Below are 23176 nucleotides of genomic sequence, written 5' to 3'. Positions count from 1 at the left end.
GGTCACACTTCCCCGGCTGAACGCATCAACGTCTTCAGCCGTTTCTTCGCTTCATGGATGTGCCAGGAAACCGTCGTCTCCGAGATCGCCATCGCCTCGGCGGCGGCCGCGTGGCTCAAACCTTCGCCATAGACAAGCATCACGGCATCGCGCTGCTTGTCGGGCAATTGCCGCACCGCCGCCCACAGCGCCTCGGCGGGGTCTTCGCTCTCGGCCGGGGCCTCGCCCGAAATCAGCGCATGGACGCCATAGGCCTCGGTCTTGACGGTCTCGCGCGCGGTCTTGCGCATCATGTCGCGCGCGGCGTTCATCGTCATGGTATAGAGCCATGTCGTGAACGCGCCGCCGCCGCGATAATCGCGGATCGCCTTGCCGAGCCGGACACAGACTTCCTGGGCGATGTCTTCGGCATCCGCCTTCCTGCCGCACCAGCGATAGGCGGCGCGATAAACGAAGTCGTAGTGACGCTCCAGCAACTTGCCGAAGGCCCCCCTGTCTCCGCCCTTCGCCCGCCCGATCAGCTCGGCGTCGGAGGCTTCGCTCACATCCAGCATCATCGCCATCATTTGCCCGTTGGACGAAGGCTACTGGCTAATCCTTGGGGTGATGGAAAGATTTTTTCGAATTGGGACTTTTGCACCTGGAGCGGGTTGAGATTCAGGGCAGGCCGGCTCCACCAGGATATCAACACGCCTGGCCCGCCGCCCAGCCCGACGACCACGCCCATTGGAAATTATAGCCGCCGAGCCAACCCGTGACGTCGACGACTTCACCGATGAAGAACAGTCCGGGTATCGATTTCGCCTGCATCGTCTTCTGGTCGAGGCCATTGGTGTCTACCCCGCCAAGCGTCACTTCGGCCGTACGGTAGCCCTCCGAACCGGCCGGCTTGATGCGCCAGTCGTTGACCGCGGCCTCGACGGTTTTGATCTGGGCCTCGGAAAGATCGGCGAGGTTGCCGTCGAGCCCAGTTCGCTCGGCTATCGCCTGTGCCAGCCGTTTCGGCAAATGATTTGCCAGCACGGTCTGCACCGCTTGCCGGCCATTGCCACGCCTGGCGGCGCGGACGAGCTCAGCCACATCCGTGCCCGGCAGCATGGCGACGCGGATTTCATCACCCTCGCGCCAATAGGAGGAGATTTGCAGGATGGATGGCCCACTGACGCCGCGATGCGTGAAGAGCATTGCTTCGGAAAACCGCGTCTTGCCGCAGGCAATCTCGGCGTCGACGGCGTTCCCGGCCAGGGGCGAAAGCCGCTCAAGCGTTTTTGCATCGAAGGTCAGCGGCACCAGGGCAGGCCGTGTTTCGACGATGGCAAGGCCAAACCGTTCGGCAACCTCGTAGCCGAAGCCCGTCGCGCCCATCTTGGGGATCGACTTGCCGCCACAGGCCACGACTAGGGACTGGCAAGAGACCGCGCCGGTGGAAAGGGCGAGTTCGAACCCTTGCACGGTTTTGGCGACCGTCTCAACGCGGGTCGACAACACCAGCTCGGCGTCCCTGCCCCGCATTTCCGAGACCATCATGTCGATGATCTGGCGCGCGGAGCCGTCACAAAACAGCTGCCCCAGTGTCTTCTCGTGATAGGCAATGCCGTGGCGTTCGACGAGCGCGATGAAGTCGCGTTGCGTATAGCGGCTGAGCGCCGAGATGCAGAAATGCGGATTCCTCGAGATAAAATTCTTCGGGCTCGCATGGATGTTGGTGAAATTGCACCGGCCGCCGCCGGAGATGCGGATCTTTTCGCCAGGTGCCGCCGCATGATCGAGGATCAGCACCGAACGGCCGCGCTTGGCGGCCTCCACGGCGCACATCATTCCGGCGGCGCCGGCGCCGATGATCACGACATCATAGGATTGCATCAGGCTGATCGTTCCCGCATGACCCCGCGCCGCATTAGCCGGGCGAGGCGCTCATTCCGCCTGATACCTCCAATGTGCCGCGCGGCCAACAGGGTGGCGAAGGCTCAGACCAACGTTTCTGCGAACAAGTCAGTCAATCGCTTCCAATGCCGCTCGGCACCGGCTGCATTGAAGACGCTATGGTCGGGCACGCACCAGCCATGCGCCATGCCGACATAATTCTCGATCGCGTGGTCGATTTCAGCGTTCCGAAGCGCCTCTTCCAGCCGCGTCGACTGCTCCGGCGGAAAGCTCCGGTCGACACCGGCCATGCCGACATAGACACGCGCCTTGATGGAGGCCGCCTTGCGGTGCGGACTGTCGGCGGCATCGCTGGCGAGATTGCCGCCATGGAAACTGGCGGCGGCCTTGATCGTGTCTGGATACGTCGCAGCGGCGTTGAGCGCCCGCGCTCCGCCCATGCAATAACCGACGGTGCCGATCGGCCCGGTGACGCCTTCGGCGGACATTGCCTCGAGAAAGCCGCCGCTGTCGCTGATGGTCATCTCCTGCGTCGTGCCGGTGACCAGCGCCATCAGCGCTGTCTTGGTCTTTTCCACGGTGAAGGCGGTCTTGGCGTCGAACGGACCGTAAGGCGCATTGCGATAGAAGAGGTCCGGCACCAGCACCGCATAGCCCTCGCCCGCCAGCCGTTCCGCCATTTGGTCAAGCGCCGGGCGTGGACCGAAAGCGTCCTGATAGAGGATGATGCCAGCTTTGGCTGGAGAGACCTTGGTCGAGCGGAACAGGCCAGCCTTCGCCACGCCGTCACGGGTCTTGATCTGAAGGTCCTGCTTCGCCATTGCCTGCTCCGTTGATCAGATGGGCGATACATATCCGCGCAAGCGGCCGCGGCAAGGCGGTTGCCTGAATCCGCCAGTCAACATTTCGTAGGATCGCGTGACGAGCTAAAGATCAGCGAATGCAGCCATATGGAAGGCCTGAACCTCTGCCGGATAGCGGTAGCTTGTGCCATAGGGGCAGGCATTGCGGTCAAGGCAACCGCCAGTGCGGCACGGCCCGCCATTCGCTCCCCGAACATGCGCCAGGCAGGGCTGGTAGGCGAACCCTTCCGTGGAATAGGCATCGACCGGGCAGGATTTCAGGCACGGTTTCTCGACACATGCCTCGCAGAGATGGATCGCTTCGCAAGGCTGCGGAAGCGCTATCTCCTCCTCGAACAGCAACGCGCCGCGATAGGCATGCCACAGCCCATATTGCGGATGCATGAGGATGCCGAGCGGCGACGGCCTCAGCCCCTCCGCCCGAACAGCCCATTGCTGGAACGGCAGGTAAGGCTTGTCCGACGGCGAAACGGCGCGCGCGCCAAACTTTTCTGCTACAGCGCCAATCACCTGCCGCGACCAGGTGTCGAGCGGATTGGCGATCGCCTGCGGCTGCTCTTTCCGCCAGCGCAGGAAATGCGGCCAAGGCGCGGCACCCGCCTGCCCCACCAGCAGGACGGACTTTGCCGGCGCGCCCGAGACGCCATGAGGGGCACCGTCGTGATGGGGAAAAAGAAAGCCGCCACGCAGGATGAGGCCGTTGGCGCCAAGCGCGGCCGTGATCTCCCCGATCATGCCGCGCACGCAATCATCCCTTCTTGTCCGGATCGGAGAAGGCGCTCCGCCAGACTTCCTTGTGGATGATGTTGGCGACTTTAGCCCCGCCTGACTCGGGCTCCTTTCAGGTGAAGGCGTCGGGCATCGACCCCTTCTTCTTGGCGATGAAGTCCTTCAGGGCTTCGTCGATGCCTTCATCAAGGTGCGGCGCCTCGTAAGACTCCAGCCAGCGCCGCGCCAGATCGTTGGCACGCTGCGGCGCGGTCTTCTGACCCTCGGCCAGCCACTGCTCATAGGAGTTGTTGTCGGCGATCGACGAGCGGTAGAAGGCGGTCTGGAAATTGGCCTGGGTGTGGTCGCAACCGAGATAGTGGCTGCCCGGGCCGACCTGGCGGATGGCGTCCATCGCCTGGCCGTTTTCCGAAAGATCGACGCCTTCGGAGAATTTTTGGGTCATGCCGAGCTGGTCGATATCCATCATGAATTTTTCGTAGCAGGACGCCAGGCCACCTTCGAGCCAGCCAGCCGAATGCAGCACGAAATTGGTGCCGGCGAGAATGGTCGAGTTCAGCGTGTTGGCGCTCTCATAGGCTGCCTGCGCGTCCGGGACTTTCGAGGCGCAGAGCGAGCCGCCGGTGCGGAACGGCAAGCCGAGGCGGCGTGCGAGTTGCGCCGCGCCATAGGAGACCAGCGATGGTTCCGGCGTGCCGAAGGTCGGCGCGCCCGACTGCATGGAGATCGACGAGGCGAAGGTGCCGAACAGCACCGGGGCGCCCGGCCGGATCAGCTGCGTGAACGACGCGCCGGCCAGCACTTCGGCCAGGACCTGCGTCAGCGTGCCGGCGACCGTCACCGGGCTCATCGCGCCGGCCAGGATGAACGGCGTGACGATGCAGGCCTGGTTATGACGCGAATAGACCTTCAGGGCGCCAAGCATGGTCTCGTCGAACACCATCGGCGAATTGGCGTTGATCAGACTGGTCAGCACCGTGTTGTTCTCGACGAAGTCGTCGCCGAAGACGAGCTTGGCCATCGCCACCGTGTCCTCGGCGCGCTCCGGCGCGGTCACCGAACCCATGAACGGCTTGTCGGAATATTTGATGTGCGCGTAGACCATGTCGAGGTGGCGCTTGTTGACCGGCACGTCGACCGGCTCGCACACCGTGCCGCCCGAATGGTGGATCGATGGCGCCATATAGGCGAGCTTCACGAAATTCTGGAAATCCTCGATCGTCGCATAGCGCCTGACGCCGTCGAGATCGCGTACGAAGGGCGGACCATAGACCGGCGCGAACACGGTCGCATTGCCGCCGATCTGCACCGAGCGTTCTGAATTGCGGGCATGCTGGGTGTAGACGGATGGCGCGGTCTTCAAGAGCGAACGGCAGAGCCCCTTGGGAAAATGCACGCGCTCGCCCTTGACGTCGGCGCCGGCCTCTTTCCACAACTGCAACGCTTCCGCGTCATCGCGGAAAATAATGCCGATCTCTTCCAGCACCGTGTCGGTATTCTTCTCGATCAGCGCCAGGCCTTCCTCGTTCAGCACCTCGTAAACGTTGATCTTGCGCTTGATGTAAGTGAGCTGTGTGCCCGGGCCGCCGCCGGAACGCGCCGCGCGCCTTGCCGCCGCTCCGCCGCTGGCGCCGCGCCCACGCCGCGCGTTTGACGCTTCCTGGTCGACTGCCGCGTGTTCGCTCATGATCGCTCTTCCCTGAATATGGCCTGCCTGACTATGGCCGGTCCGTAACCGTTGCGGCCGCATGGCGCGGCTTTCGCCGGATCGTAGCCAAGCACCCTATTCGAAACGGCCCGTCCGCGCCAACGCCTGTCGCAAAATCGACAAGAAATCCGATAGATTTTCCAGTCGCTTTCCTTTTGCGGGAAGTCGCAAATCAGCTATGGATACCCGCCCGTTGCGGGTTAGGTATGAACGCCATTATTTTGTGCCTTGCGACACAGTCGCGATGCCGTGAGGAGCTGGATTAAAATGTCCGACGACGAGATCATCCTTTCCGAACTTTCCGACGACGAGTTGGTGCAGCAGATGCACGACGATCTCTATGACGGTCTGAAGGAAGAAATCGAGGAAGGCACGCGCATCCTGCTCGATCGCGGCTGGGTGCCCTACAAGGTGCTGACCGAGGCGCTGGTCGAGGGCATGCGTATCGTCGGCGAGGATTTTCGCGACGGCATCCTGTTCGTTCCCGAGGTGCTGTTGTCGGCCAATGCGATGAAGGCCGGCATGTTCATCCTGCGCCCTCTGCTCGCCGCCACCGGCGCGCCGAAACAGGGCAAGATGGTGATCGGCACCGTCAAGGGCGACATCCACGACATCGGCAAGAACCTCGTCGGTATGATGATGGAGGGTGCTGGCTTCGACGTCATCGACCTCGGCATCAACAACGCGGTTGAGAAATATCTCGATGCGATCGAGCAGCACCAGCCCGACATCATCGGCATGTCGGCGCTGCTCACCACCACCATGCCCTACATGAAGGTCGTCATCGACACGATGAAGGAAAAGGGCATTCGAGACGATTATGTCGTGCTGGTTGGCGGCGCGCCGCTCAACGAGGAATTCGGCAAGGCCGTCGGCGCCGACGCCTATTGCCGCGACGCCGCGGTGGCGGTCGAGACCGCGAAGGACTTTATGAAGCGCAAGCACAACGTGCGTGCTTCGGCCTGATTGGACAATCCGGCATGGACAATAGAACAAGCCGCGCCTTGCAGCGCGGCTTTTTTGTTCCCAGATGATGGGAAGGCCGCCCGCGGATCAGGGCTTCGTGACGGTGTCCTTGACCGCCCTGGCCGTCGATTTGACGTCCTTGCCGACGCCGCGGACGGTGTTCGCGCAAGCCGTAAGGGCCAGGACGCTGGCAAGAATGGCAATCGGTGCGATGCGTAGCAGTTTCATGGACGGTGTCTCCCTCAATAGATAAATTAGCTTACAGCAACGAAGCTCGGCTTGACTGATCCCATGGCCAAAACACAGAAAACGAAACCGAATCAAAGCGACAGGCTGCTCGTCATCGCCTGCGGGATGATTGCGCGCGAGGTGTTGGCCGTCAAGGAACGGCTCGGGCTGGATCACCTCGAATTGACGTGTTTGCCGGCGGAATTTCATTTCTATCCCGACCGCATCGCGCCAGCCATGGATAAGGCGATCGAGAGGGCCAAGGCGGAAGGTTACGAGCACATCTTCGTCGGCTATGCCGATTGCGGCACTGGCGGCCTGCTTGACCGCGTGTTGGAGAAGCATGGCGTCGAGCGCATGGCCGGCCCGCATTGCTTCGCCTTCTATCAAGGCATGGAGGCCTACGACAAGGTCGGCGACGACGACATGATGTCGTTCTACATGACGGATTTCCTGTGCCGTCAATTCGATGCCTTCTTCATGAAGCCGCTCGGCCTGGACAAGCACCCGGAGCTGATCAAGGACTATTTCGGCAACTACCAGAAGCTGATCTATCTCGCGCAGACCGATGACCCCGAGCTCGACAAGGTCGCGGAAAAGGCCGCTGCCCTCCTTGGCCTTGCCTATGAGCGCCGCTCCACCGGTTTTGGCGACCTGACGCCAGGCCTGGCGCGGGCGGCCGCGAACGCCTGACGGCTCAGGTCCCGTCTTCGGCCGCCAGCGCCGCCAGCACGTCGGCAAAACTTGTCCTGCAGGCAAAGCCCAGCCTGTCCCTCGTCCGTGACGCGTCATAGACCCGGTCGATCGAGGAAAACATCGTCCAGCCTTTGCGCGCATAAAGTGCCGGAAATTCGGGAAAATAACGCGCCACGACCGATGGAGCGTCGGCGATCAAGTCGGCGCAATCGTCGGGTTGGAACAGCGTTGGCGCACAGACGATGAAGATGTCGAAGCCGAGTTCCGGTGCCTTCTCCAATGCCGCGACATGCGCCTGCGCCGCGTCGTCCACCGTCAGCCGCCGAAACAGCAGTTCGTTCGCCTTGGTGTTGGCGTCCGACTGCTCGATCGCATGCGCCATGTCGTCGGGCTCGGGGAAGAAACGTGCCGTGCGCGCAGCACCACCACCCAGCCACCCGACGACCCCGTGAGCAAGATTCGCATTCGTCACACCATGAATTTCGACCGTGACCCTGTTAAGCACGGATGACAGGCGCCAGCGACCCGGTAAGTTAGCCCAGACAAAAACAGGGAATCCTTTGATGAACCTCCGCCCCTTGCTTGCCGTTGTCGGCCTGCTCTGCTGCGCTTTGCCCGCCTTTGCCGACGGTCAGGTGCAGAAACTGATCACCGCCGCCGACAAGGCGCGGCTCGACAAATATGGACACCCGCAAGGCGGCGCTCGCCGAGGCAAAGGCGGGCAAACCCGCCGAGCTCAAGCAACTCGACACGCTGCTGGGCAAGCCGCTGGTCGCCTTCTCCGACAAGGATCTCACCGGCAATTGGCGGTGCCGCACGATCAAGATCGGCGGACCGAGCCCGCTCGTGATCTATGGCTGGTTCAAATGCAGGGTCACCGATGATGGCTCCGGCTGGCGGCTGGAAAAGATCAGCGGTTCGCAGCGCACCCAGGGCCGCTTCTTCGACGACGGCGACAAGCGCTCGATCTATCTTGGCTCCGGCTCCGTCAACGACGACCTGGCAAAGCCCTATGGCAGCGGCCCGCAAACCGACCAGGTCGGTTACGCCTTCCGCAACAGCGCCAAGGAATGGCGCATCGAATTCCCCGCGCCCTACTACGAATCGAAGCTCGACATCATGGAGTTCAAGCGCTGACCGGGGTCTTCATGCCGTGGTAGGCTTCCGGCATACCAAGGATTAACCCGCCTGCCCTAAAGTCCGGCCACATCAGCCGGTCCTTGGAGCATGGCAAGATCAATGGCGGCGTCGCGACGTTCGATCCAGGGCTGCTATCGAAACAATGGTACCACCCAACGATCTGGTTCTACGTCTGGAGGGCTGAGAACCGGCATCTGATAACGCATCCAGCGTCGGGAACAGCGCAAACTTCGCCGCCATTCCTGCTGCATTGACCCCGTCGCGACATAGGTCGCAAACGAATAAACCCCCCTTTCATTTTACGACATCCAAATGCGTCGCTTTTGAATGCGCGCGCGTCGTCCCATAACAAGCAGCCTTGCGACGCTTTCGGCAATGCTCGGAATATCGAGGAGCGAGAATTCATGGCCGATCTTATCGTCGTCTACTGGCGCGACATCCCTGCCCAGGTCATCGTCAGGAAAGGCCGGCAGAACGCCAAGCGCGAATTGCCGTTGCGCTTCACCGAGGCGATCGACATGTGTGCCATGCGCACCGGCGCCGGTGGCACTGACGACTATCTCGCCGAATGGCGCAAGGCCGAACCGGTTCCGGTCGGTGACGATCTCGAAGCCGAGGTCGAAAAGGCATTCCACGAGCTCGACACGAAATACGACCGCGAGCGGCTGGTCGCTCTGGTCAAGGCGGGCGGAAAAGAAAATGTCTGACGAGAACCCGGCGGTTACCCAGGCCACGCTGGTCAAGAAGGCCGCGCCGAAATCCGACTACAAGCCAGCCGACGTGTCGCCACAGCGCCGCGTGCAGCGCTCGTTCGCGGTGAGACTATGGTCTGTTCGGCACTCGCGATTGCTCGAATGGTTTTATGCCCGTTTTGCCGACATGTTCCTGCTGCTGCATCCCTTGTGGAAGGGTATCGGCTACGGCCGCGTCGAGGCTCCAATCAAATTCGTTGAAAAGCGCGTCAAGGGCTTCATGTTCGACTGCCGCATGTGCGGCCAGTGCATCCTGTCCTCGACCGGCATGTCGTGCCCGATGAATTGCCCCAAGCAGTTGCGCAACGGCCCCTGCGGAGGCGTGCGCGCCAACGGCAATTGCGAGGTCGAGCCCGATATGCCCTGCGTCTGGGTCAAGGCCTGGGAAGGTTCGCAGAACATGGTCAATTCCGACAGGATCCTCACCGTGCAGAAGCCGGTCGACCAGTCCTTGCGCGAAACTTCAGCCTGGCTGCGGGTGACCGCGCAGGCCGCGGCAGCCCGTGAAGCCGCCGCTGCCGCGAAGACCGGAGCCTCCGCATGATCGGCCGCCAGCTCGATGAAAATCCGGCCGGCATCCATTTGCCGCTCGATCCCCTGCCCGGCCACACCTCGCGCGGCCGGCTGGAGCGCGTGCTCAGGCGCGGCGAATTCGCGGTGACCACCGAGCTCAACCCACCCGACAGCGCCGATCCCGAGGATGTCTATAACAGGGCGAAGATATTCGACGGATGGGTCGATGCCATCAACGCGGTCGACGCGTCCGGCGCCAATTGCCATATGTCGTCGGTCGGCATCTGCGCACTGCTGACCCGCATGGGCTACGCCCCGATCATGCAGATCGCCTGCCGCGACAAGAACCGTATCGCCATCCAGGGCGATGTGCTGGGCGGTGCTGCGATGGGCGTCGCCAACATGCTGTGCCTGACCGGCGACGGCGTGCAGGCCGGCGACCAGCCGGGCGCCAAGCCGGTGTTCGATCTCGATTCCATGTCTCTGCTGGAGACCTGCCGCATCATGCGTGACAACGGCAAGTTTCTGTCCGGCCGCAAGCTGACGACGCCCCCGCAGCTGTTCCTGGGCGCTGCCGTCAATCCGTTCGCGCCGCCCTTCGACTTTCGCCCGATCCATCTCGGCAAGAAGATCGCCGCCGGTGCGCAGTTCGTGCAGACGCAGTATTGCTTCGACGTGCCGATGTTCAAGACCTTCATGCAGAAGGCCCGCGATCTCGGCCACACTGAAAAGGTGTTCATCCTGTGCGGCGTCGGCCCGCTCGCTTCAGCCAAGACGGCAAAATGGATCCGCTCCAACGTGCCCGGCATCCATATCCCTGACGCCATCATCAAGCGGCTGGAAGGCGCCCAGGACCAGAAGAAGGAAGGCAAGCAGCTCTGCACCGACATCATCAACGAGGTGAAGGAAATTCCCGGCGTCTCTGGCATCCACGTGATGGCCTATCGCCAGGAGGAATATGTCGCCGAGATCGTCGATGAATCGGGTGTGCTGAAGGGCCGTCAGCCATGGAAGCGTGAGATCCGCCGCGACGACCAGATGGTCGCCGACCGGCTGGACCATATCCTGCACGACGAGATTACCGAAACCCAGGTGGATATGGTGAAGACCGCGCATTGACCCGCGCGGAACGACCACCATTCGCTTGATCGACAAGAGATAACGATATAAAGAACTCTTTATATCACGACGGAGAGATTTCATGACCCGGACCATCGTTGCCTCGGCGACACGAGAAATCATCATCGGCTTCGACCAGCCCTTCTGCGTGATCGGCGAACGCATCAACCCGACCGGCCGCAAGAAGCTCGCCGCCGAGATGGTGGTTGGCAATTTCGAGACCGTCATCAAGGACGCGCTGGAGCAGGCCGCCTGCGGCGCCACCATGCTCGACGTCAATGCCGGCGTCACTTCGGTCAACCCGAACGAAACCGAACCTGGTCTTTTGGTGCAGACGCTGGAAATCGTCCAGGGCCTGGTCGACCTGCCGCTGTCGATCGATAGTTCCGTCAGTGCCGCGATCGAGGCCGCGCTGAAGGTCGCCAAGGGCCGGCCGCTGGTCAACTCTGTCACCGGCGAGGAGGAAAAACTCGAAGCCATCCTGCCGCTGGTCAAAAAATACAACGTGCCCGTCGTCGCCATCTCCAACGACGAGACCGGCATTTCGATGGACCCGGACGTGCGCTTCGCCGTCGCCAAGAAGATCGTGCAGCGCTGCGCCGATTTCGGCATCCCGGCGCACGACGTCGTCGTGGACCCGCTGGTCATGCCGATCGGGGCGCTTGGCGATGCCGGCCGCCAGGTGTTCGCGCTGCTGCGCCGCCTGCGCGAAGAGCTCAAGGTCAACACCACGTGCGGCCTGTCGAATATCTCGTTTGGCCTGCCGCACCGCCACGGCATCAACGCCGCCTTCATCCCGATGGTGATCGGCGCCGGCATGACTTCGGCGATCATGAACCCGGTGCGGCCGCAGGAAATGGAAGCCGTGCGCGGCGCCAACGTGCTGAACGGCACCGACGAGAACTGCACCAAATGGATCAAGACCTACAAGGATTACAAGCCGGCCGAAGGCGGCCACGCGGTGGCGGCGCCGACAGCGGTCAATGCACCGGGCGAAGGCGGCGGCAATGGCAGCCGCCGGCGCGGCGGTCGTGAAGCCCGGATGGGCCGGGGATAAGCGCGCAATCGTGAATTCACCTGCAAACATTACCGATCCGCTCGTGCTGTTCATGCCGTCAGGCAAGCGCGGGCGGTTCCCTGTCGGCACGCCGGTGCTCGACGCCGCGCGCCAGCTCGGCGTCTATGTCGAGAGCGTGTGCGGCGGACGCGCCACTTGCGGGCGCTGCCAGATCGAGGTGCAGGAAGGCAATTTCGCCAAGCACAAGATCACCTCCTCAAACGACCACATCTCGCCCAAAGGTCCCAAGGAAGAGCGCTACGAACGCGTGCGCGGCCTGCCCGAAAGGCGCCGCCTCTCCTGCTCGGCGCAGATCCTCGGTGATCTCGTCATCGACGTGCCGCAGGACACCGTCATCAACGCGCAGACCATCCGCAAGGATGCCGACACCAGGGTGATCGCCCGCGATACGGCGATCCGCATGTGCTATGTCGAGATCGAAGAGCCCGACATGCACAACCCATCAGGCGACCTGGACCGGCTCAAGATCGCGCTGATGAAGGACTGGGGCTTTAAAAACCTCGAATTCGACTTTTATCTGCTGCCGCAGGTGCAAGGCATATTGCGCAAGGGCAACTGGACCGCTACCGCTGCCATCCACAAGGATGCCGACAGTGACATCGCGCGCGTCATCGCGCTGTGGCCGGGCCTCAAGAACGAGGCTTATGGGCTGGCCTGCGACATCGGCTCGACCACCATCGCCATGCATCTGGTATCGCTGCTGTCGGGGCGCGTCGCCGCCTCGTCCGGAACGTCGAATCCGCAGATCCGCTTTGGCGAGGATTTGATGAGCCGCGTCTCCTATGTGATGATGAACCCGGATGGCCGCGAAGGCATGACGGTGGCCGTGCGCGAGGCGATCTCCGGCCTCGTCGACAAGGTCTGCGCGGAAGGCAATGTCCAGCGCAACGACATCCTGGATTCCGTCTTCGTCGGCAATCCGATCATGCATCACCTGTTCCTCGGCATCGATCCGACCGAACTCGGCGGAGCCCCCTTCGCGCTTGCCGTCTCGGGCGCCGTGCGCATCAAGGCATCCGATATCGGGCTGAAGCTCAACCAGGGCGCGCGCCTCTATATGCTGCCTTGTATTGCCGGCCATGTCGGCGCCGATGCGGCGGCGGTGACGCTGTCGGAAGGCCCGCATCGCCAGGACGAGATGATGTTGATCGTCGATGTCGGCACCAATGCCGAGATCGTACTCGGCAATCGCGCGCGTGTCGTGGCTGCCTCCTCGCCCACCGGTCCGGCCTTCGAAGGTGCCGAAATCTCCGGTGGCCAGCGGGCTGCGCCCGGCGCCATCGAGCGCGTGCGCATCGATCCCGACACGCTGGAGCCGAAATACCGCGTCATCGGCTCGGAATTGTGGTCCGACGAACCGGGCTTCCTCGACAGCGTGCAGGCGACCGGCGTCACCGGCATCTGCGGCTCCGGCATCATCGAGATCGTCGCCGAAATGTATCTCGCCGGCATCATCTCGGAGGATGGTGTCGTCGACGGTTCGCTGGCCGCGCGCTCGCCGCGCGTCGTCGCCAACGGCCGCACCTTCTCCTACGTGCTGAAGGAAGGCGAACCCAAGATCACCATCACCCAGACCGACGTACGCGCCATCCAGCTTGCCAAGGCGGCGCTCTATGCCGGCACCAAGCTGTTGATGGAAAAGCAGAACACCGAGCATGTCGACCGCATCCATTTCGCCGGTGCGTTCGGCTCCTTCATCGATCCGAAATACGCCATGGTGCTCGGCCTTATCCCCGATTGCGATCTCGACAAGGTCTCGGCCGTCGGCAACGCCGCCGGCGCCGGTGCCCGTATGGCGCTGCTCAATCGCGGCTATCGTCGCGAGATTGAGGAGACGGTGAGCCAGATCGAGAAGATCGAGACCGCGCTGGAGCCGAAATTCCAGGAGCATTTCGTCTATGCCATGGCGTTGCCCAACAAGGTCGATCCCTTCCCGAAACTGTCGGCGGCGGTGAAACTGCCGCCACGCAAGACGGTCAGCGAGGATGGCATCGCCGGAGATTCAGCACCGCGAAGGCGCTCGCGCGAAGGCCACGCCGCACGGCGCAGCCGCGACTGACAAACCGCTTCAGGCCGTTGCGATCGGATTCATGTGTCTGCAGCCTGGGTAAGCGGGGTCTCTTTTCCGCGCTTGACGCCTTTGGGGCGTGAGGGGTGCAGCGCCCGGATGAGCGGCTTTTCAACGACCGGATAAAGCATCGCCGAGAACACCAGGCTGAGAACGACGATCAGCGCCGGCTGCAATGCCGGCAGCACGCCGAGCCGCAAGGTGATGCCCGTCACCGCGACGGCGACCAGGGCGTGCCAAAGATAGATCGAATAGGAGGCTTCGCCGAGGAAACTGAACAAGGCCACAGGCCTGAACGGCCGAGCGCGTTCGGCAAAGACCGCACCCGCCACGATCAGCATGGCCGGGATGCCCCAGCGCAATACGCGCGGCATATCGGCGTCGACCAACGGGATGACGGCGAGCAGAAGAAACCCACCACTAAGCAGCGTCAGGGCCAGCCCAAACGAGAGCCTAACGTCCTGGAGCCACAGGCGTGCGAGAATGACGCCGGCAGCGAATTCGAGCACGATTGGGCTGGTGAAGGAACGCGCATATCCGTCGGGCAAGACAAAATGCAGCGCGACGATGATGGTGAGACTGCCGACGAGCACGCCCAGACGCCATCGTTCGCCCAGAAAAAGAGTCAAGGCGAAAACGAGATAGAACATCATCTCGTAGCTCAGCGTCCAACCCTGGAGGACGACGGGATGCAATGCGCCGTCTTGCAGAAGCGGCAAGAAGAACAGCGAGCGGCCGAGACTCAGCGGGCTGAGCAACTGATCGTAAAAAAACTGTGGCTTGATCAGCATGGCTGCGGCAGTCATGAAGGTGACGATCCAGTAGAGCGGCACGATGCGGGTGATCCGGCGGCCGATGAAGCCCACTGGATCCGCCGGGCGGCTCGCCGTCGTCACCCACATGATGAAACCGCTGATCACAAAGAAGACGTCGACCCCGGCGGCACCGACAGAGAACGGGCCGTCGAACTGCTCGCTGACGTGGAAGCAGACCACAGCACTCGCAGCTAGCGCCCGCAGATACTGAATGCTGTGGATACTCGGCACGATGACCCCAGTCATGGTTTCCGCGTTGTGCTGCAACGCACACTTCTGCTGCTGCGCTGCACAATTACAGGCAGTTGCGGGGCGACTTGTCAACTATTTTCTATTCGATTCGCAGCGCACCACCGCCCGAGGACGTCCAATTTATTGGGACCTGAAAACGACTTCGGCGCCTCGAAAACTCATTTGTATGCAATGTTTCCAGATTAGGCCGATCTGGAAACGAACGCGCTATTTCCGCGAAATCCATCCGATACATGGCAGGCGCATTTACCCCGCATCGAACGGCGGCCGAGAAGTCCTTGGCCACTGCCGTTCTTCAAGGGAGATGAAAATGTCGATGTTCGAAAGTCTCGGCCGCTTCGGTGTGACCGTCAGGCAAGCTCATGCCAGGAATAAGGCGATCCGCGCGCTGAACAGCTTGCCGGCGCATGTCCAGAAGGACATCGGGTGGCCGGCATCGCCGCCGAACGATCCGCAGGCCACGCTCGCCTCGCTGCTTCTGGGTACGACGCGCTGATGACCTTCACCGACAAATGCAAATTGCTCGGCCTTCGCCGGGGACCTCGCACGTCCCCGACGGCCCGCAACCGGCTGCGCGCGGCACTTCTGCCGCGCCACTGATCACACCAGCGTGTGGACAAGGCGCTGATCTTGACATCTTTGGCCAGGGCACGATCTTCAAGAATGAAGGGGAATTCTCTTAGTCGGCTGCCGCCGAAGTCCGTGTATCCGCATGCCAAGTTTGAAAAGCCACGTCGTGTCCTTCGTGCTCAGGCACAGCCGCAAGCAGGCCTTTTCCAGCCCGGAAAACCTGCAGCGCTGGATAGCGGCCGCGCGCAAGACCGAGGATCACCGTCCGCCGGCCTTGCTGCAGCAGCGTTACGATATCCAGACGCGCAGCGTTGACGGGTTTCCGGTCTACGAAATCGCGCCCAGGGCCGGAGAGCACAAGCAGATACTCTACCTGCATGGCGGCGCCTATGTCTTTGAGATCACGCCTTATCACTGGTATCTGATCGCCGACATGGCCGACCGGCTGGGCTACGGCATCACCGTGCCGATCTATCCAATCGCCCCCGAGCACAACTTCCACGCCATGTTCGGCATGGTCGGCGCTGTCTATCGCCGGATGCTCGAGGAGACAGAGGCGGAAGACATCATCTTCATGGGCGATTCCGCCGGCGGCAACATGGCCGTGGTGCTGACCATGATGGCCGCGGAAGCGGGCCTGCCCCTGCCCTCGCGCCATGTGCTGATTTCACCCGGCCTCGACGTCTCGCTCGCAAACCCCGAAGTATTCGAGGCGGAGCGGAACGATCCATGGTTGGGCATTGCCGGTGGGCGGGAGGCGATCCGGCTCTATAGTGCCGGTATGGATCCGACCGACTGGCGCATCAGCCCGGTCTATGGCGATCTGTCGGTGTTGCCGAAGACATTGCTCCTGACGGGCTCCCGCGATCTTCTCACGCCCGACAATCTGATCTTTGCACAAAAAGCCCGCACCGCCGGTGTCGAGGTGGAGTTGGTTTACGAGGAAGGCATGTTCCACGTCTGGCCGCTGATTGACATGCCGGAAGCGCGGCGCGCGCGCCAACACATCGTTGCTTTCCTGAGCCAGAGCCCTTCGCCGATCGCCGCCTCCGCAGACGCGGCGGAGCAGCGCCTTCGGTCCGACTATCCCGGATGATCAGAACTTGCCGGTTTCCCTAAATACTTCGAAAGTCGCGCGGATGTGGTCGGCGACGGCCTTGACCGGCGCACTGGCGTCCGGCGCCACCACCATGGCAAGATTGTAAGTGCCGATATCGGGCATGCCGTCCTTCGGGCAGAGTTCGACCATGTCGTTGCCGAGGAACGATCGCGGCAGCGGCGCGACCGCAAGATCTGCCATGATCGCGGCTCGCTGGCCTGCGGTATGGGCGCTCATGTAAGCGACGCGATAGTTGCGGCCCTCGCGGCCTAATGCCTCGAGCGCACCGGCCCGCCAGGCACAGCCTTCTTCCCACAATGAGACCGGCAGCGGTTCGCGTAGATGCGCGCAGCCGCCCTTGGCGCCGGCCCACACGATGGGCTCGGTCAAAAGCACCTCGGCGCCAAGCGCGCTGGTCTTATAGGAGTTCGTCAACAGCGTAATGTCGAGCGCGCGGTCGTCCATGCGCCGGCGCAGATTGCTGCTCTGGTCGATGGTGACGTCGACGGCAATCGAGGGATGCGACTGCGCGAAACGCTTCAGCACATGCGGCAGCACGCGCTCGCCATAATCATCCGGGGAGCCAAGCCGCACCACGCCCACAATATCGGGGATAATGAACTTCGACACCACCTCGCGGTTGATCGACAACAGCCGCCGGGCATAGCCGAGCAGCATTTCGCCGTCCGTGGTCAGCGTCACCGAACGTGCATCGCGCGCGAACACCGAGCGGCCGAGAATATCCTCCAGCTTCTTGATCTGCATGGAGACGGCCGACGGGGTCCGGAACACCGCATTGGCCGCGGTGGTGAAGCTGCCGGTCTCGGCAATCGCCACGAAGGTGCGCAAAACGTCGAGGTCGAGCAGCGGCAGCGGATGATTGAGTGGGGCGTTCATGACGATCGACCTTCAATTTTTCTGATACAAAACATCATTCCATTTCGTTTGATTGAACATCAGATCAGGAGCATAGTCAACTCCATCGAAGCAGCATGCTGCCAAAGCGGCCACGAAACGACTACGGCGCAGACCTGCATTCGACGTGTAATGTAGCTGAAACAGACCTGACGTAATGCATTGCCGGCGCCTCCGCGCCGCAGCAAAGGAGATCGAAATGTCTATCCTCTCATCCCTCGGCCGCATCGCGACCGAATTCAACGCGGCCCGCGCCCGCTACCAGACCGAACGCGCCATCCGTTCCCTGCCGATCGAGTTGCAGAAGGATATCGGCTGGCCGGAAGCTTCCGACACCAAGACCGGCATTCGCAATGGCGTCGGATCCTGGGCTGGAGCAAAGTAGATCGTGTGTACCCCGTGCTGAAGGCCTGCCGCGCAACCCGCCCGGCAGGCCTTCTCTATTTTATTTGTATTCAAACGAATTCAGCAGCCATGCTGCCGCTGCATGGCGCATATGAGCAAGCCGCATAGCAGCTCTTTTTTGAAGCCAACCAACTGTAAATATTCGTAAATATTGGGCACAATACCTGCAACCTGCCCAAATCTGTTGCAGTCGGTGTCGCTTTTCATATCAAGCGCTTCGCTTTTGCGATTCAGTTTCTGCTTACACAAGCCTATATCCCCGTCAGCAAACGAGCTGCCCCACTCCATCAAGCGAAGGCGACCCGTCTGAGCAACCGATTGGAGATGATCATGAAGCTTTTTGCCCGCCTCTTCGCTCGCCGCGAAATGAACCTGACCACCGCTCTCGAGCGTCAGCGCCTCGCCAACACCATGCCTGGCCAGACCGGGGCCATGGCTGCGGCGCGTCTCGGCTTCGTCGCCTGATACCTCCACAGCCGCGCTCCCTGCCACGGCTTCAGAGTTGACAGCCGCCGCTTCGGTTCCGCCGAGGCGGCGTTTATCTGTTGCGCTTCCATCACCTTTTCACAACCTGACGGTGGCCTGGTTTGAGCAGCACCGCGCTGCGATTGCCCATTTGCGACCCATGTCGCAAATTTAATCTTGCCAAAGCCGCCTAGCCGATTGACAGGAATGGTTTTTCCTGATGACGCTATGCTATTCGCGACATCCTGTTCGCGTCATGGCCAGATGAGGTTCCCCGTGAACGCCGTCAAGCATCCGATCAAGCGGTCGTTTGTGTTCTTCCTTGTTCCCGATTTCACCATGATCGCTTTTGCGACCGCGCTGGACCCGTTGCGCTCCGCCAATCGGATGCTCGGCTACGAGGCCTATCGCTGGCGCCTTGCCAGCATTGACGGCAAGCCGGTGCGCGCCTCCAACGGCGTGGAGTGTGCGGTCAACACCTCGCTGGAGGAGGAACGCAAGAAGATGGCCGGGCCGGACCGCCCGAACATGGCCATCGTCTGCAGCGGCACCAATGTCGAGCGCTATCAGAACAAGTCGGCTTTTGCCTGGCTGCGCGAGGAATATAACCGCGGCGTCGCAGTCGGCGGTCTGTGCACCGGTGCGCATATCCTGGCCGCCGCCGGGCTGTTGTCGAACAAGCGCTGCGCCATCCATTGGGAAAACCTGCCGGGCTTTTCCGAGGCCTTCCCGAAAGCCAATGTCTTTGCCGACCTGTTCGAGATCGACCAGAACATCTACACCTGCGCCGGCGGCACCGCCGCGCTCGACATGATGCTGAAGCTGATCGGCGACGATTTCGACGAGAACCTCGTCAACCGCGTGTGCGAGCAGGTGCTGACCGACCGTGTGCGCAGCCCCACCGACCGCCAGCGCCTGCCGCTGCGCGCCCGCCTTGGCGTGCAGAACTCGAAAGTGCTGACCATCATCGAACTGATGGAGGCCAATCTGTCCGAGCCGCTGTCGCTGATCGAGATCGCCGACCATGTCGACCTGTCGCGCCGCCAGATCGAGCGCCTGTTCCGCACCGAGATGGGCCGCTCCCCAGCCCGCTACTATCTCGAAATCCGCCTCGACCGCGCCCGGCATCTCTTGATCCAGTCGTCGCTCCCGGTGGTCGAGGTGGCGGTCGCCTGCGGCTTCGTCTCGGCCTCGCATTTCTCGAAATGCTACCGCGAGCTCTACGCCCGCTCGCCGCAGCAGGAGCGCGTGGACCGCAAGCAGTTGCTGGCGGCTTGACCCCAAACCGCAGACGACCGAGCCGTGAACGGTTAGTGCACCTCTGCGGTCCGCATCGCCTCGACGCGGATGTCCTCGGTCAGCCGTGCCTTCAACGCCGAGAATTCCGGACTGGTCTTCAGCGTGTAGTGGCGCGGATGCGGCAGGTCGATGGCGACATCCGACTTGATGCGGCCGGGCCGCGCCGTCATCACGATGACCCGCGAGGCCATGAAGATCGCCTCCTCGATGTCGTGGGTGACGAACAGCACCGTTTTCTTGCGCCGTTCCCATATGCCGAGCAGCAATTCCTGCATCAGCCCGCGCGTCTGGTTGTCGAGGGCTCCGAACGGCTCGTCCAGCAGCAGGATTTCCGGATCGTTGGCCAGTGCCCGCGCTATCGCCGTGCGCTGCTGCATGCCGCCGGAAAGCTGCTTCGGCCAATGATTCTCGAACCCCTTCAGCCCGACGAGATCGACATAGGAGGCAACGATCCCGTCCCTCTCCTCCTCGGCCATGCCGCGTTCGCGCAGGCCGAAAGCGATGTTTTCGGCGACCGTCAGCCATGGGAAAAGCGTGTAGGACTGGAAGACCATGCCGCGGTCCGGCCCGGGTCTCGTCACCGCCTTGCCGTCGAGCAGAACGCGACCTTCGCTTGGCGCTTCCAGGCCGGCGACGATCCTCAACAGCGTCGACTTTCCGCAACCGGACGGCCCCAGTATGGTGATGAAATCATTTGCCGCGACCGCGAGATCCACCGGCATCAGCGCCCTGACCGGCTCTCCGCCGCGCACGCCGGCAAAGGTGCGCGCAACGCCCTCGATGAGAAGCTTGCTCACGCCAGGCTCCATGGAAAGAGCCAGCGGTTGAACGCCTTGAAAGCGAAATCGGACAACAGCCCGATCAGACCGATGACGATGATGCCGAAGATGATCTGCCCGGTCGCCAGCCGTGACTGGCTGTTGATGATCATATAGCCGATGCCCGACGACGAGCCGATCAGTTCGGCAACGATGACATAGGTCCAGGCCCAGCCGAGCACCAGCCGCAGCGTCTCGGCGATCTCGGGCGCGTTGGCCGGCATGATCACCCGCCTGACGATGCCATTGTTGGTCGAGCCCAGCGTATAGGCGGCCTCGACCAGGTCGCGCCGTGTGGAACCGACCTTGACCGCAATGATCAGGATGACCTGGAACACCGAGCCGACGAAGATGACGAGCAGCTTTTCCAGCTCGCCAATGCCGGCCCACAGGATGAGCAGCGGAATGAAAGCCGAGGCCGGCAGGTAGCGGGCGAAGGAGACGAAGGGTTCCAGAAATGCTTCCACCGGTTTCCAGGCGCCCATGGCGATGCCGAGCGGCACGGCGACGACCGAGGCCAGCACAAAACCGCCGAAGACCCGCCAGATGGTGATCAGTATGTCGAGCCAGAAACGGTCCTCGACCAGCAGCCGCCAGCCGTCCCGCAGCATCGACAGCGGGTCGGCGAGGAAGATGCGGTTGACGTGGCCGCCAAGTGTGATCCAGGCCCAGAAGGCCACGAACAGCACGAAGAAGGAGATACCGAGCACTGTTCGCAGGCTCGGTGAGACAGGATGCAAGGGGCGCATCTTCATCCTTTGTCAGCGGGAAAGTGGCGGCGCACTGCGCCGCCGCACGGTATCCAAGGGTTGAACCGTCAATTCGCCACGGCGCTGGTGTCGGCCAGCGTGGCGACGTCGGGCGCCTCCTTGATCAGCCCCATCTGCAGCAGCAGGTCGCCGGCGGTCTTGGAAAAGTCCTGGAATTCCTTGGTGAAGAACTGCTTGTTTGCGGCCTTGTCGGCCCATTTCAGGTACTTCGCCGAATCCTCGAATTCCTTGGCCGACTGTTTCACGTCGGCGCCCATGATCTCATAGGATTTCTGCGGATCCTTCTTGATCATCTCGAGGGCATCGAAATAGCTGTCGGCAAGCGCCTTGGCGGCGTCGGGATTAGCCTTGAGAAATTCGGGCGTGCAGCCGACCGTGTCGAGAACCATCGGATAGTCGAGCGTGGTCGCCAGGATATGACCCTGGTCGGCCTTGTCGCGCACGGCCGAGATGAAGGGCTCGTAGGTGACGGCCGCGTCATTCTGCCCGGCGAGGAAGGCTTGCGCCGCCGCGTCAGGCTCGAGATTGACGACCGTCACGTCCTTGGTCGACATGCCGTTCTTGTTCAGCACCCAGGCCAGCATGAAATAGGGCGACGTTCCCGGCGCGGAGGACGCTACATTCTTGCCCTTGAGGTCGGCGACGGTCTTGATGTCGTTGCGCACGACGATGCCGTCGGCGCCATAGGATTTGTCGAGCTGGAAGATTTGCTTGGTGGTCACCCCGCTGGCGTTCCAGACCAGCCAGGTCTCGACCGTGGTGGCGGCGCATTGCAGGTCGCCGCTGGCGATGGCGAGCGGCCGGCTGGCCTGCGGCACCTTCTTCAAGGTCACGTCGAGGCCATGCTTCTCGAACAGCCCTGCCTGCTTGGCGAGTGTCAGCGGCGCGAATCCGGTCCAGCCGCTGATGCCGATGGTGAGTGACGTGGCGGCCATCGCCGGCGCGGTCAACCCCGCGGCAAGCGTCAATGTCGCGGCAAAGACGGTTATCCTGTTCATGTCAGTTCCCCTTTTGTTTTTCTGGGGGAAATTGTTCACAGAGGCCGATGGGCTTGTCAATCAACAGGAACGTGTTTGCGCACAAAGCAGCCGGCAACCCGGTTTGGAATTGCTCTACCTGCTGTCGGGCATCCAGTTGCGGTTGCGCCACATTTTCTCGCCGACCTGGCAGTCGGCGGCGGGCTTGTCCTGCGCCAGCTCCACTGGCGGATAGTCCGCCTCCTCCGCCACCCAATAGGGTGACGCCGGACCGGCAAGCTCAAGCACAAGCTTGCGGCGGATGGCTTCGGGAAATTGTGTCCAGTCATTGACCGGGATCATGAAGGCACCGGCGCCGCCGATGACGCAGTCGCTGTAGTAGCGGTCGAGATCGTTCACGTCATAGACGCCGGAAAAGCCGCCCCGGGTCATCAGCGGCAGGCCGTTGATGACGATGCCTTGGCTGACCACCCCGTTGCGGACGAGATTGACCGGCGCGCCCTGGTTATTCGGCCCGTCGCCCGAAATGTCGATGACGCGCTTGGTTCCCTGGTAGCCGCTTTCGGCGAAAAGATCGCTGCCGAACTCCAATGCACCGGAGATCGAGGTGCGCCGTGCGCTGTTGAGCGGCTGGGCCGACATTTGCGCCACCACCCGCTCGGCGTCGGCGCGGCTTGCGATCACCGTCCACGGCACGATGACGTGTTGCCAGCCGGTGCCGGCCCATTCGACATAAGTGACGGCGATCTTGCCATAGGCGCCATCGGCGATCGCCTGCAGCACATTGTCATGCGTCAGCGCCGCCGCGTAGCCATGGCGCTGGATCTCCAGCTCCTCCGCCGACATGGACAGCGAAACGTCCACCGCCAGCACCAGCTCGACATCGACCGGCTCGTCGGCGTGGGATCTCGGCGCCAGCCAGAGCGTCAGCGCCAGTGCGGCAGTGGCCGAAAGCAGATGTCTCGCGCAGGGCAAACCAGACATTGCGCAAGGTTAAGCCAGAATCGCCCACCGAAAAAGAGAAAAGCCCGGCCGTGGCCGCGCTGA

General features: G+C 62.3%; 25 protein-coding genes and 1 pseudogene. 12 read left to right on the top strand and 14 right to left on the bottom strand.

Annotation, left to right across the window (positions count from 1 at the left end; translation table 11 throughout):
• Window positions 1-2 precede the first annotated feature (2 nt).
• The 5 genes from FJ941_RS01880 to FJ941_RS01860 all read right to left on the bottom strand — a co-directional run bounded on the left by FJ941_RS01880 (window position 3) and on the right by FJ941_RS01860 (window position 5163).
• A complete protein-coding gene (locus tag FJ941_RS01880; RefSeq protein WP_140502645.1) occupies window positions 3-563 on the bottom strand; it encodes an RNA polymerase sigma factor in 561 nt (186 codons plus the stop codon).
• A gap of 121 nt (window positions 564-684) precedes the next feature.
• The gene (locus tag FJ941_RS01875; protein ID WP_140502643.1) at window positions 685-1863 is read right to left on the bottom strand and encodes an NAD(P)/FAD-dependent oxidoreductase; all 1179 of its coding nucleotides are present in this window, start codon (window positions 1861-1863) and stop codon (window positions 685-687) included.
• 104 nt (window positions 1864-1967) lie between these two features.
• Entirely contained in the window at window positions 1968-2705 is a 738-nt protein-coding gene (locus tag FJ941_RS01870; protein WP_140502642.1) for a dienelactone hydrolase family protein, read from the bottom strand.
• 105 nt (window positions 2706-2810) lie between these two features.
• Window positions 2811-3491: a 4Fe-4S dicluster domain-containing protein gene (locus FJ941_RS01865; protein WP_181169689.1), complete on the bottom strand. Its 681-nt coding sequence runs from the start codon at window positions 3489-3491 to the stop codon at window positions 2811-2813.
• Between the two features lie 97 nt (window positions 3492-3588).
• Window positions 3589-5163, bottom strand: a complete 1575-nt coding sequence (locus FJ941_RS01860) for a trimethylamine methyltransferase family protein (RefSeq protein ID WP_140502641.1) — start codon at window positions 5161-5163, stop codon at window positions 3589-3591.
• A 288-nt stretch (window positions 5164-5451) separates the two neighbouring features.
• Here FJ941_RS01860 and FJ941_RS01855 point away from each other — a divergent pair, with 288 nt between their 5' ends.
• Window positions 5452-6150 carry a B12-binding domain-containing protein gene (locus FJ941_RS01855; RefSeq protein WP_140502640.1) on the top strand — a complete coding sequence of 233 codons (699 nt, stop codon included), beginning with the start codon at window positions 5452-5454 and terminating at the stop codon, window positions 6148-6150.
• A gap of 87 nt (window positions 6151-6237) precedes the next feature.
• On the opposite strand, the gene FJ941_RS01850 is transcribed toward FJ941_RS01855, so the two are convergent.
• Window positions 6238-6378, bottom strand: a complete 141-nt coding sequence (locus tag FJ941_RS01850) for an entericidin A/B family lipoprotein (RefSeq protein WP_140502638.1) — start codon at window positions 6376-6378, stop codon at window positions 6238-6240.
• A gap of 63 nt (window positions 6379-6441) precedes the next feature.
• Here FJ941_RS01850 and FJ941_RS01845 point away from each other — a divergent pair, with 63 nt between their 5' ends.
• Window positions 6442-7071 (top strand): DUF1638 domain-containing protein, encoded by a 630-nt coding sequence (locus FJ941_RS01845; RefSeq protein WP_140502782.1) that lies wholly within the window; start codon window positions 6442-6444, stop codon window positions 7069-7071.
• A gap of 4 nt (window positions 7072-7075) precedes the next feature.
• On the opposite strand, the gene FJ941_RS01840 is transcribed toward FJ941_RS01845, so the two are convergent.
• Entirely contained in the window at window positions 7076-7546 is a 471-nt protein-coding gene (locus tag FJ941_RS01840) for a hypothetical protein (RefSeq protein WP_246673655.1), read from the bottom strand.
• A gap of 91 nt (window positions 7547-7637) precedes the next feature.
• On the opposite strand from FJ941_RS01840, the pseudogene FJ941_RS01835 reads away from it, so the two are divergent.
• From FJ941_RS01835 to FJ941_RS01805, 6 genes and pseudogenes are all read left to right on the top strand, one after another.
• Window positions 7638-8211 (top strand): annotated as a pseudogene (locus FJ941_RS01835) (DUF4893 domain-containing protein).
• Between the two features lie 407 nt (window positions 8212-8618).
• On the top strand, window positions 8619-8921 hold the full coding sequence (locus tag FJ941_RS01825; protein WP_027145891.1) for a virulence factor: 303 nt from the start codon (window positions 8619-8621) through the stop codon (window positions 8919-8921).
• A complete protein-coding gene (locus tag FJ941_RS01820) occupies window positions 8914-9510 on the top strand; it encodes a methylenetetrahydrofolate reductase C-terminal domain-containing protein (RefSeq protein ID WP_140502637.1) in 597 nt (198 codons plus the stop codon). Before FJ941_RS01825 ends, FJ941_RS01820 begins: the two co-directional genes overlap by 8 nt.
• Window positions 9507-10598, top strand: a complete 1092-nt coding sequence (locus tag FJ941_RS01815; protein ID WP_027145889.1) for a methylenetetrahydrofolate reductase — start codon at window positions 9507-9509, stop codon at window positions 10596-10598. The genes FJ941_RS01820 and FJ941_RS01815 overlap by 4 nt, the downstream gene beginning before the upstream one ends.
• 82 nt (window positions 10599-10680) lie before the next feature.
• Window positions 10681-11655: a methyltetrahydrofolate cobalamin methyltransferase gene (locus tag FJ941_RS01810; protein ID WP_027145888.1), complete on the top strand. Its 975-nt coding sequence runs from the start codon at window positions 10681-10683 to the stop codon at window positions 11653-11655.
• On the top strand, window positions 11606-13735 hold the full coding sequence (locus tag FJ941_RS01805; RefSeq protein ID WP_140502636.1) for an ASKHA domain-containing protein: 2130 nt from the start codon (window positions 11606-11608) through the stop codon (window positions 13733-13735). Before FJ941_RS01810 ends, FJ941_RS01805 begins: the two co-directional genes overlap by 50 nt.
• Before the next feature lie 29 nt (window positions 13736-13764).
• Here FJ941_RS01805 and FJ941_RS01800 read toward each other — a convergent pair whose 3' ends face one another.
• Window positions 13765-14826, bottom strand: a complete 1062-nt coding sequence (locus FJ941_RS01800) for an acyltransferase (RefSeq protein ID WP_246673654.1) — start codon at window positions 14824-14826, stop codon at window positions 13765-13767.
• 295 nt (window positions 14827-15121) lie between these two features.
• Between FJ941_RS01800 and FJ941_RS01795 the strand changes: the two genes are divergently transcribed.
• The gene (locus tag FJ941_RS01795; RefSeq protein ID WP_140502635.1) at window positions 15122-15307 is read left to right on the top strand and encodes a hypothetical protein; all 186 of its coding nucleotides are present in this window, start codon (window positions 15122-15124) and stop codon (window positions 15305-15307) included.
• A 216-nt stretch (window positions 15308-15523) separates the two neighbouring features.
• Window positions 15524-16477, top strand: a complete 954-nt coding sequence (locus tag FJ941_RS01790) for an alpha/beta hydrolase (protein ID WP_140502633.1) — start codon at window positions 15524-15526, stop codon at window positions 16475-16477.
• Here FJ941_RS01790 and FJ941_RS01785 read toward each other — a convergent pair whose 3' ends face one another.
• Window positions 16478-17377: a LysR substrate-binding domain-containing protein gene (locus FJ941_RS01785; RefSeq protein ID WP_015317416.1), complete on the bottom strand. Its 900-nt coding sequence runs from the start codon at window positions 17375-17377 to the stop codon at window positions 16478-16480.
• 217 nt (window positions 17378-17594) lie between these two features.
• On the opposite strand from FJ941_RS01785, the gene FJ941_RS01780 reads away from it, so the two are divergent.
• Window positions 17595-17780, top strand: a complete 186-nt coding sequence (locus FJ941_RS01780) for a hypothetical protein (protein WP_027145885.1) — start codon at window positions 17595-17597, stop codon at window positions 17778-17780.
• Between the two features lie 80 nt (window positions 17781-17860).
• Here the strand turns inward: FJ941_RS01780 and FJ941_RS28890 are convergent, their stop codons facing one another.
• On the bottom strand, window positions 17861-18274 hold the full coding sequence (locus FJ941_RS28890; RefSeq protein WP_181169688.1) for a hypothetical protein: 414 nt from the start codon (window positions 18272-18274) through the stop codon (window positions 17861-17863).
• A 330-nt stretch (window positions 18275-18604) separates the two neighbouring features.
• Here FJ941_RS28890 and FJ941_RS01765 point away from each other — a divergent pair, with 330 nt between their 5' ends.
• Complete coding sequence (locus tag FJ941_RS01765) at window positions 18605-19543, top strand: GlxA family transcriptional regulator (protein WP_263485819.1); 939 nt, start codon at window positions 18605-18607, stop codon at window positions 19541-19543.
• A gap of 32 nt (window positions 19544-19575) precedes the next feature.
• Here the strand turns inward: FJ941_RS01765 and FJ941_RS01760 are convergent, their stop codons facing one another.
• The 4 genes from FJ941_RS01760 to FJ941_RS01745 all read right to left on the bottom strand — a co-directional run bounded on the left by FJ941_RS01760 (window position 19576) and on the right by FJ941_RS01745 (window position 23113).
• Entirely contained in the window at window positions 19576-20361 is a 786-nt protein-coding gene (locus tag FJ941_RS01760; protein ID WP_140502631.1) for an ABC transporter ATP-binding protein, read from the bottom strand.
• Window positions 20358-21131 carry an ABC transporter permease gene (locus FJ941_RS01755; RefSeq protein ID WP_140502780.1) on the bottom strand — a complete coding sequence of 258 codons (774 nt, stop codon included), beginning with the start codon at window positions 21129-21131 and terminating at the stop codon, window positions 20358-20360. Before FJ941_RS01755 ends, FJ941_RS01760 begins: the two co-directional genes overlap by 4 nt.
• Before the next feature lie 68 nt (window positions 21132-21199).
• The gene (locus FJ941_RS01750) at window positions 21200-22150 is read right to left on the bottom strand and encodes an ABC transporter substrate-binding protein (protein ID WP_140502630.1); all 951 of its coding nucleotides are present in this window, start codon (window positions 22148-22150) and stop codon (window positions 21200-21202) included.
• A 114-nt stretch (window positions 22151-22264) separates the two neighbouring features.
• Window positions 22265-23113, bottom strand: coding sequence for a DUF1194 domain-containing protein (locus FJ941_RS01745; RefSeq protein ID WP_140502629.1), 849 nt, complete (start codon window positions 23111-23113; stop codon window positions 22265-22267).
• Window positions 23114-23176: the final 63 nt, after the last annotated feature.

This window comes from Mesorhizobium sp. B2-3-13 (assembly GCF_006442195.1).
Taxonomy (GTDB): Bacteria; Pseudomonadota; Alphaproteobacteria; order Rhizobiales; family Rhizobiaceae; genus Mesorhizobium; species Mesorhizobium salmacidum.
This window is presented reverse-complemented; position numbering and strand designations above follow the sequence as displayed.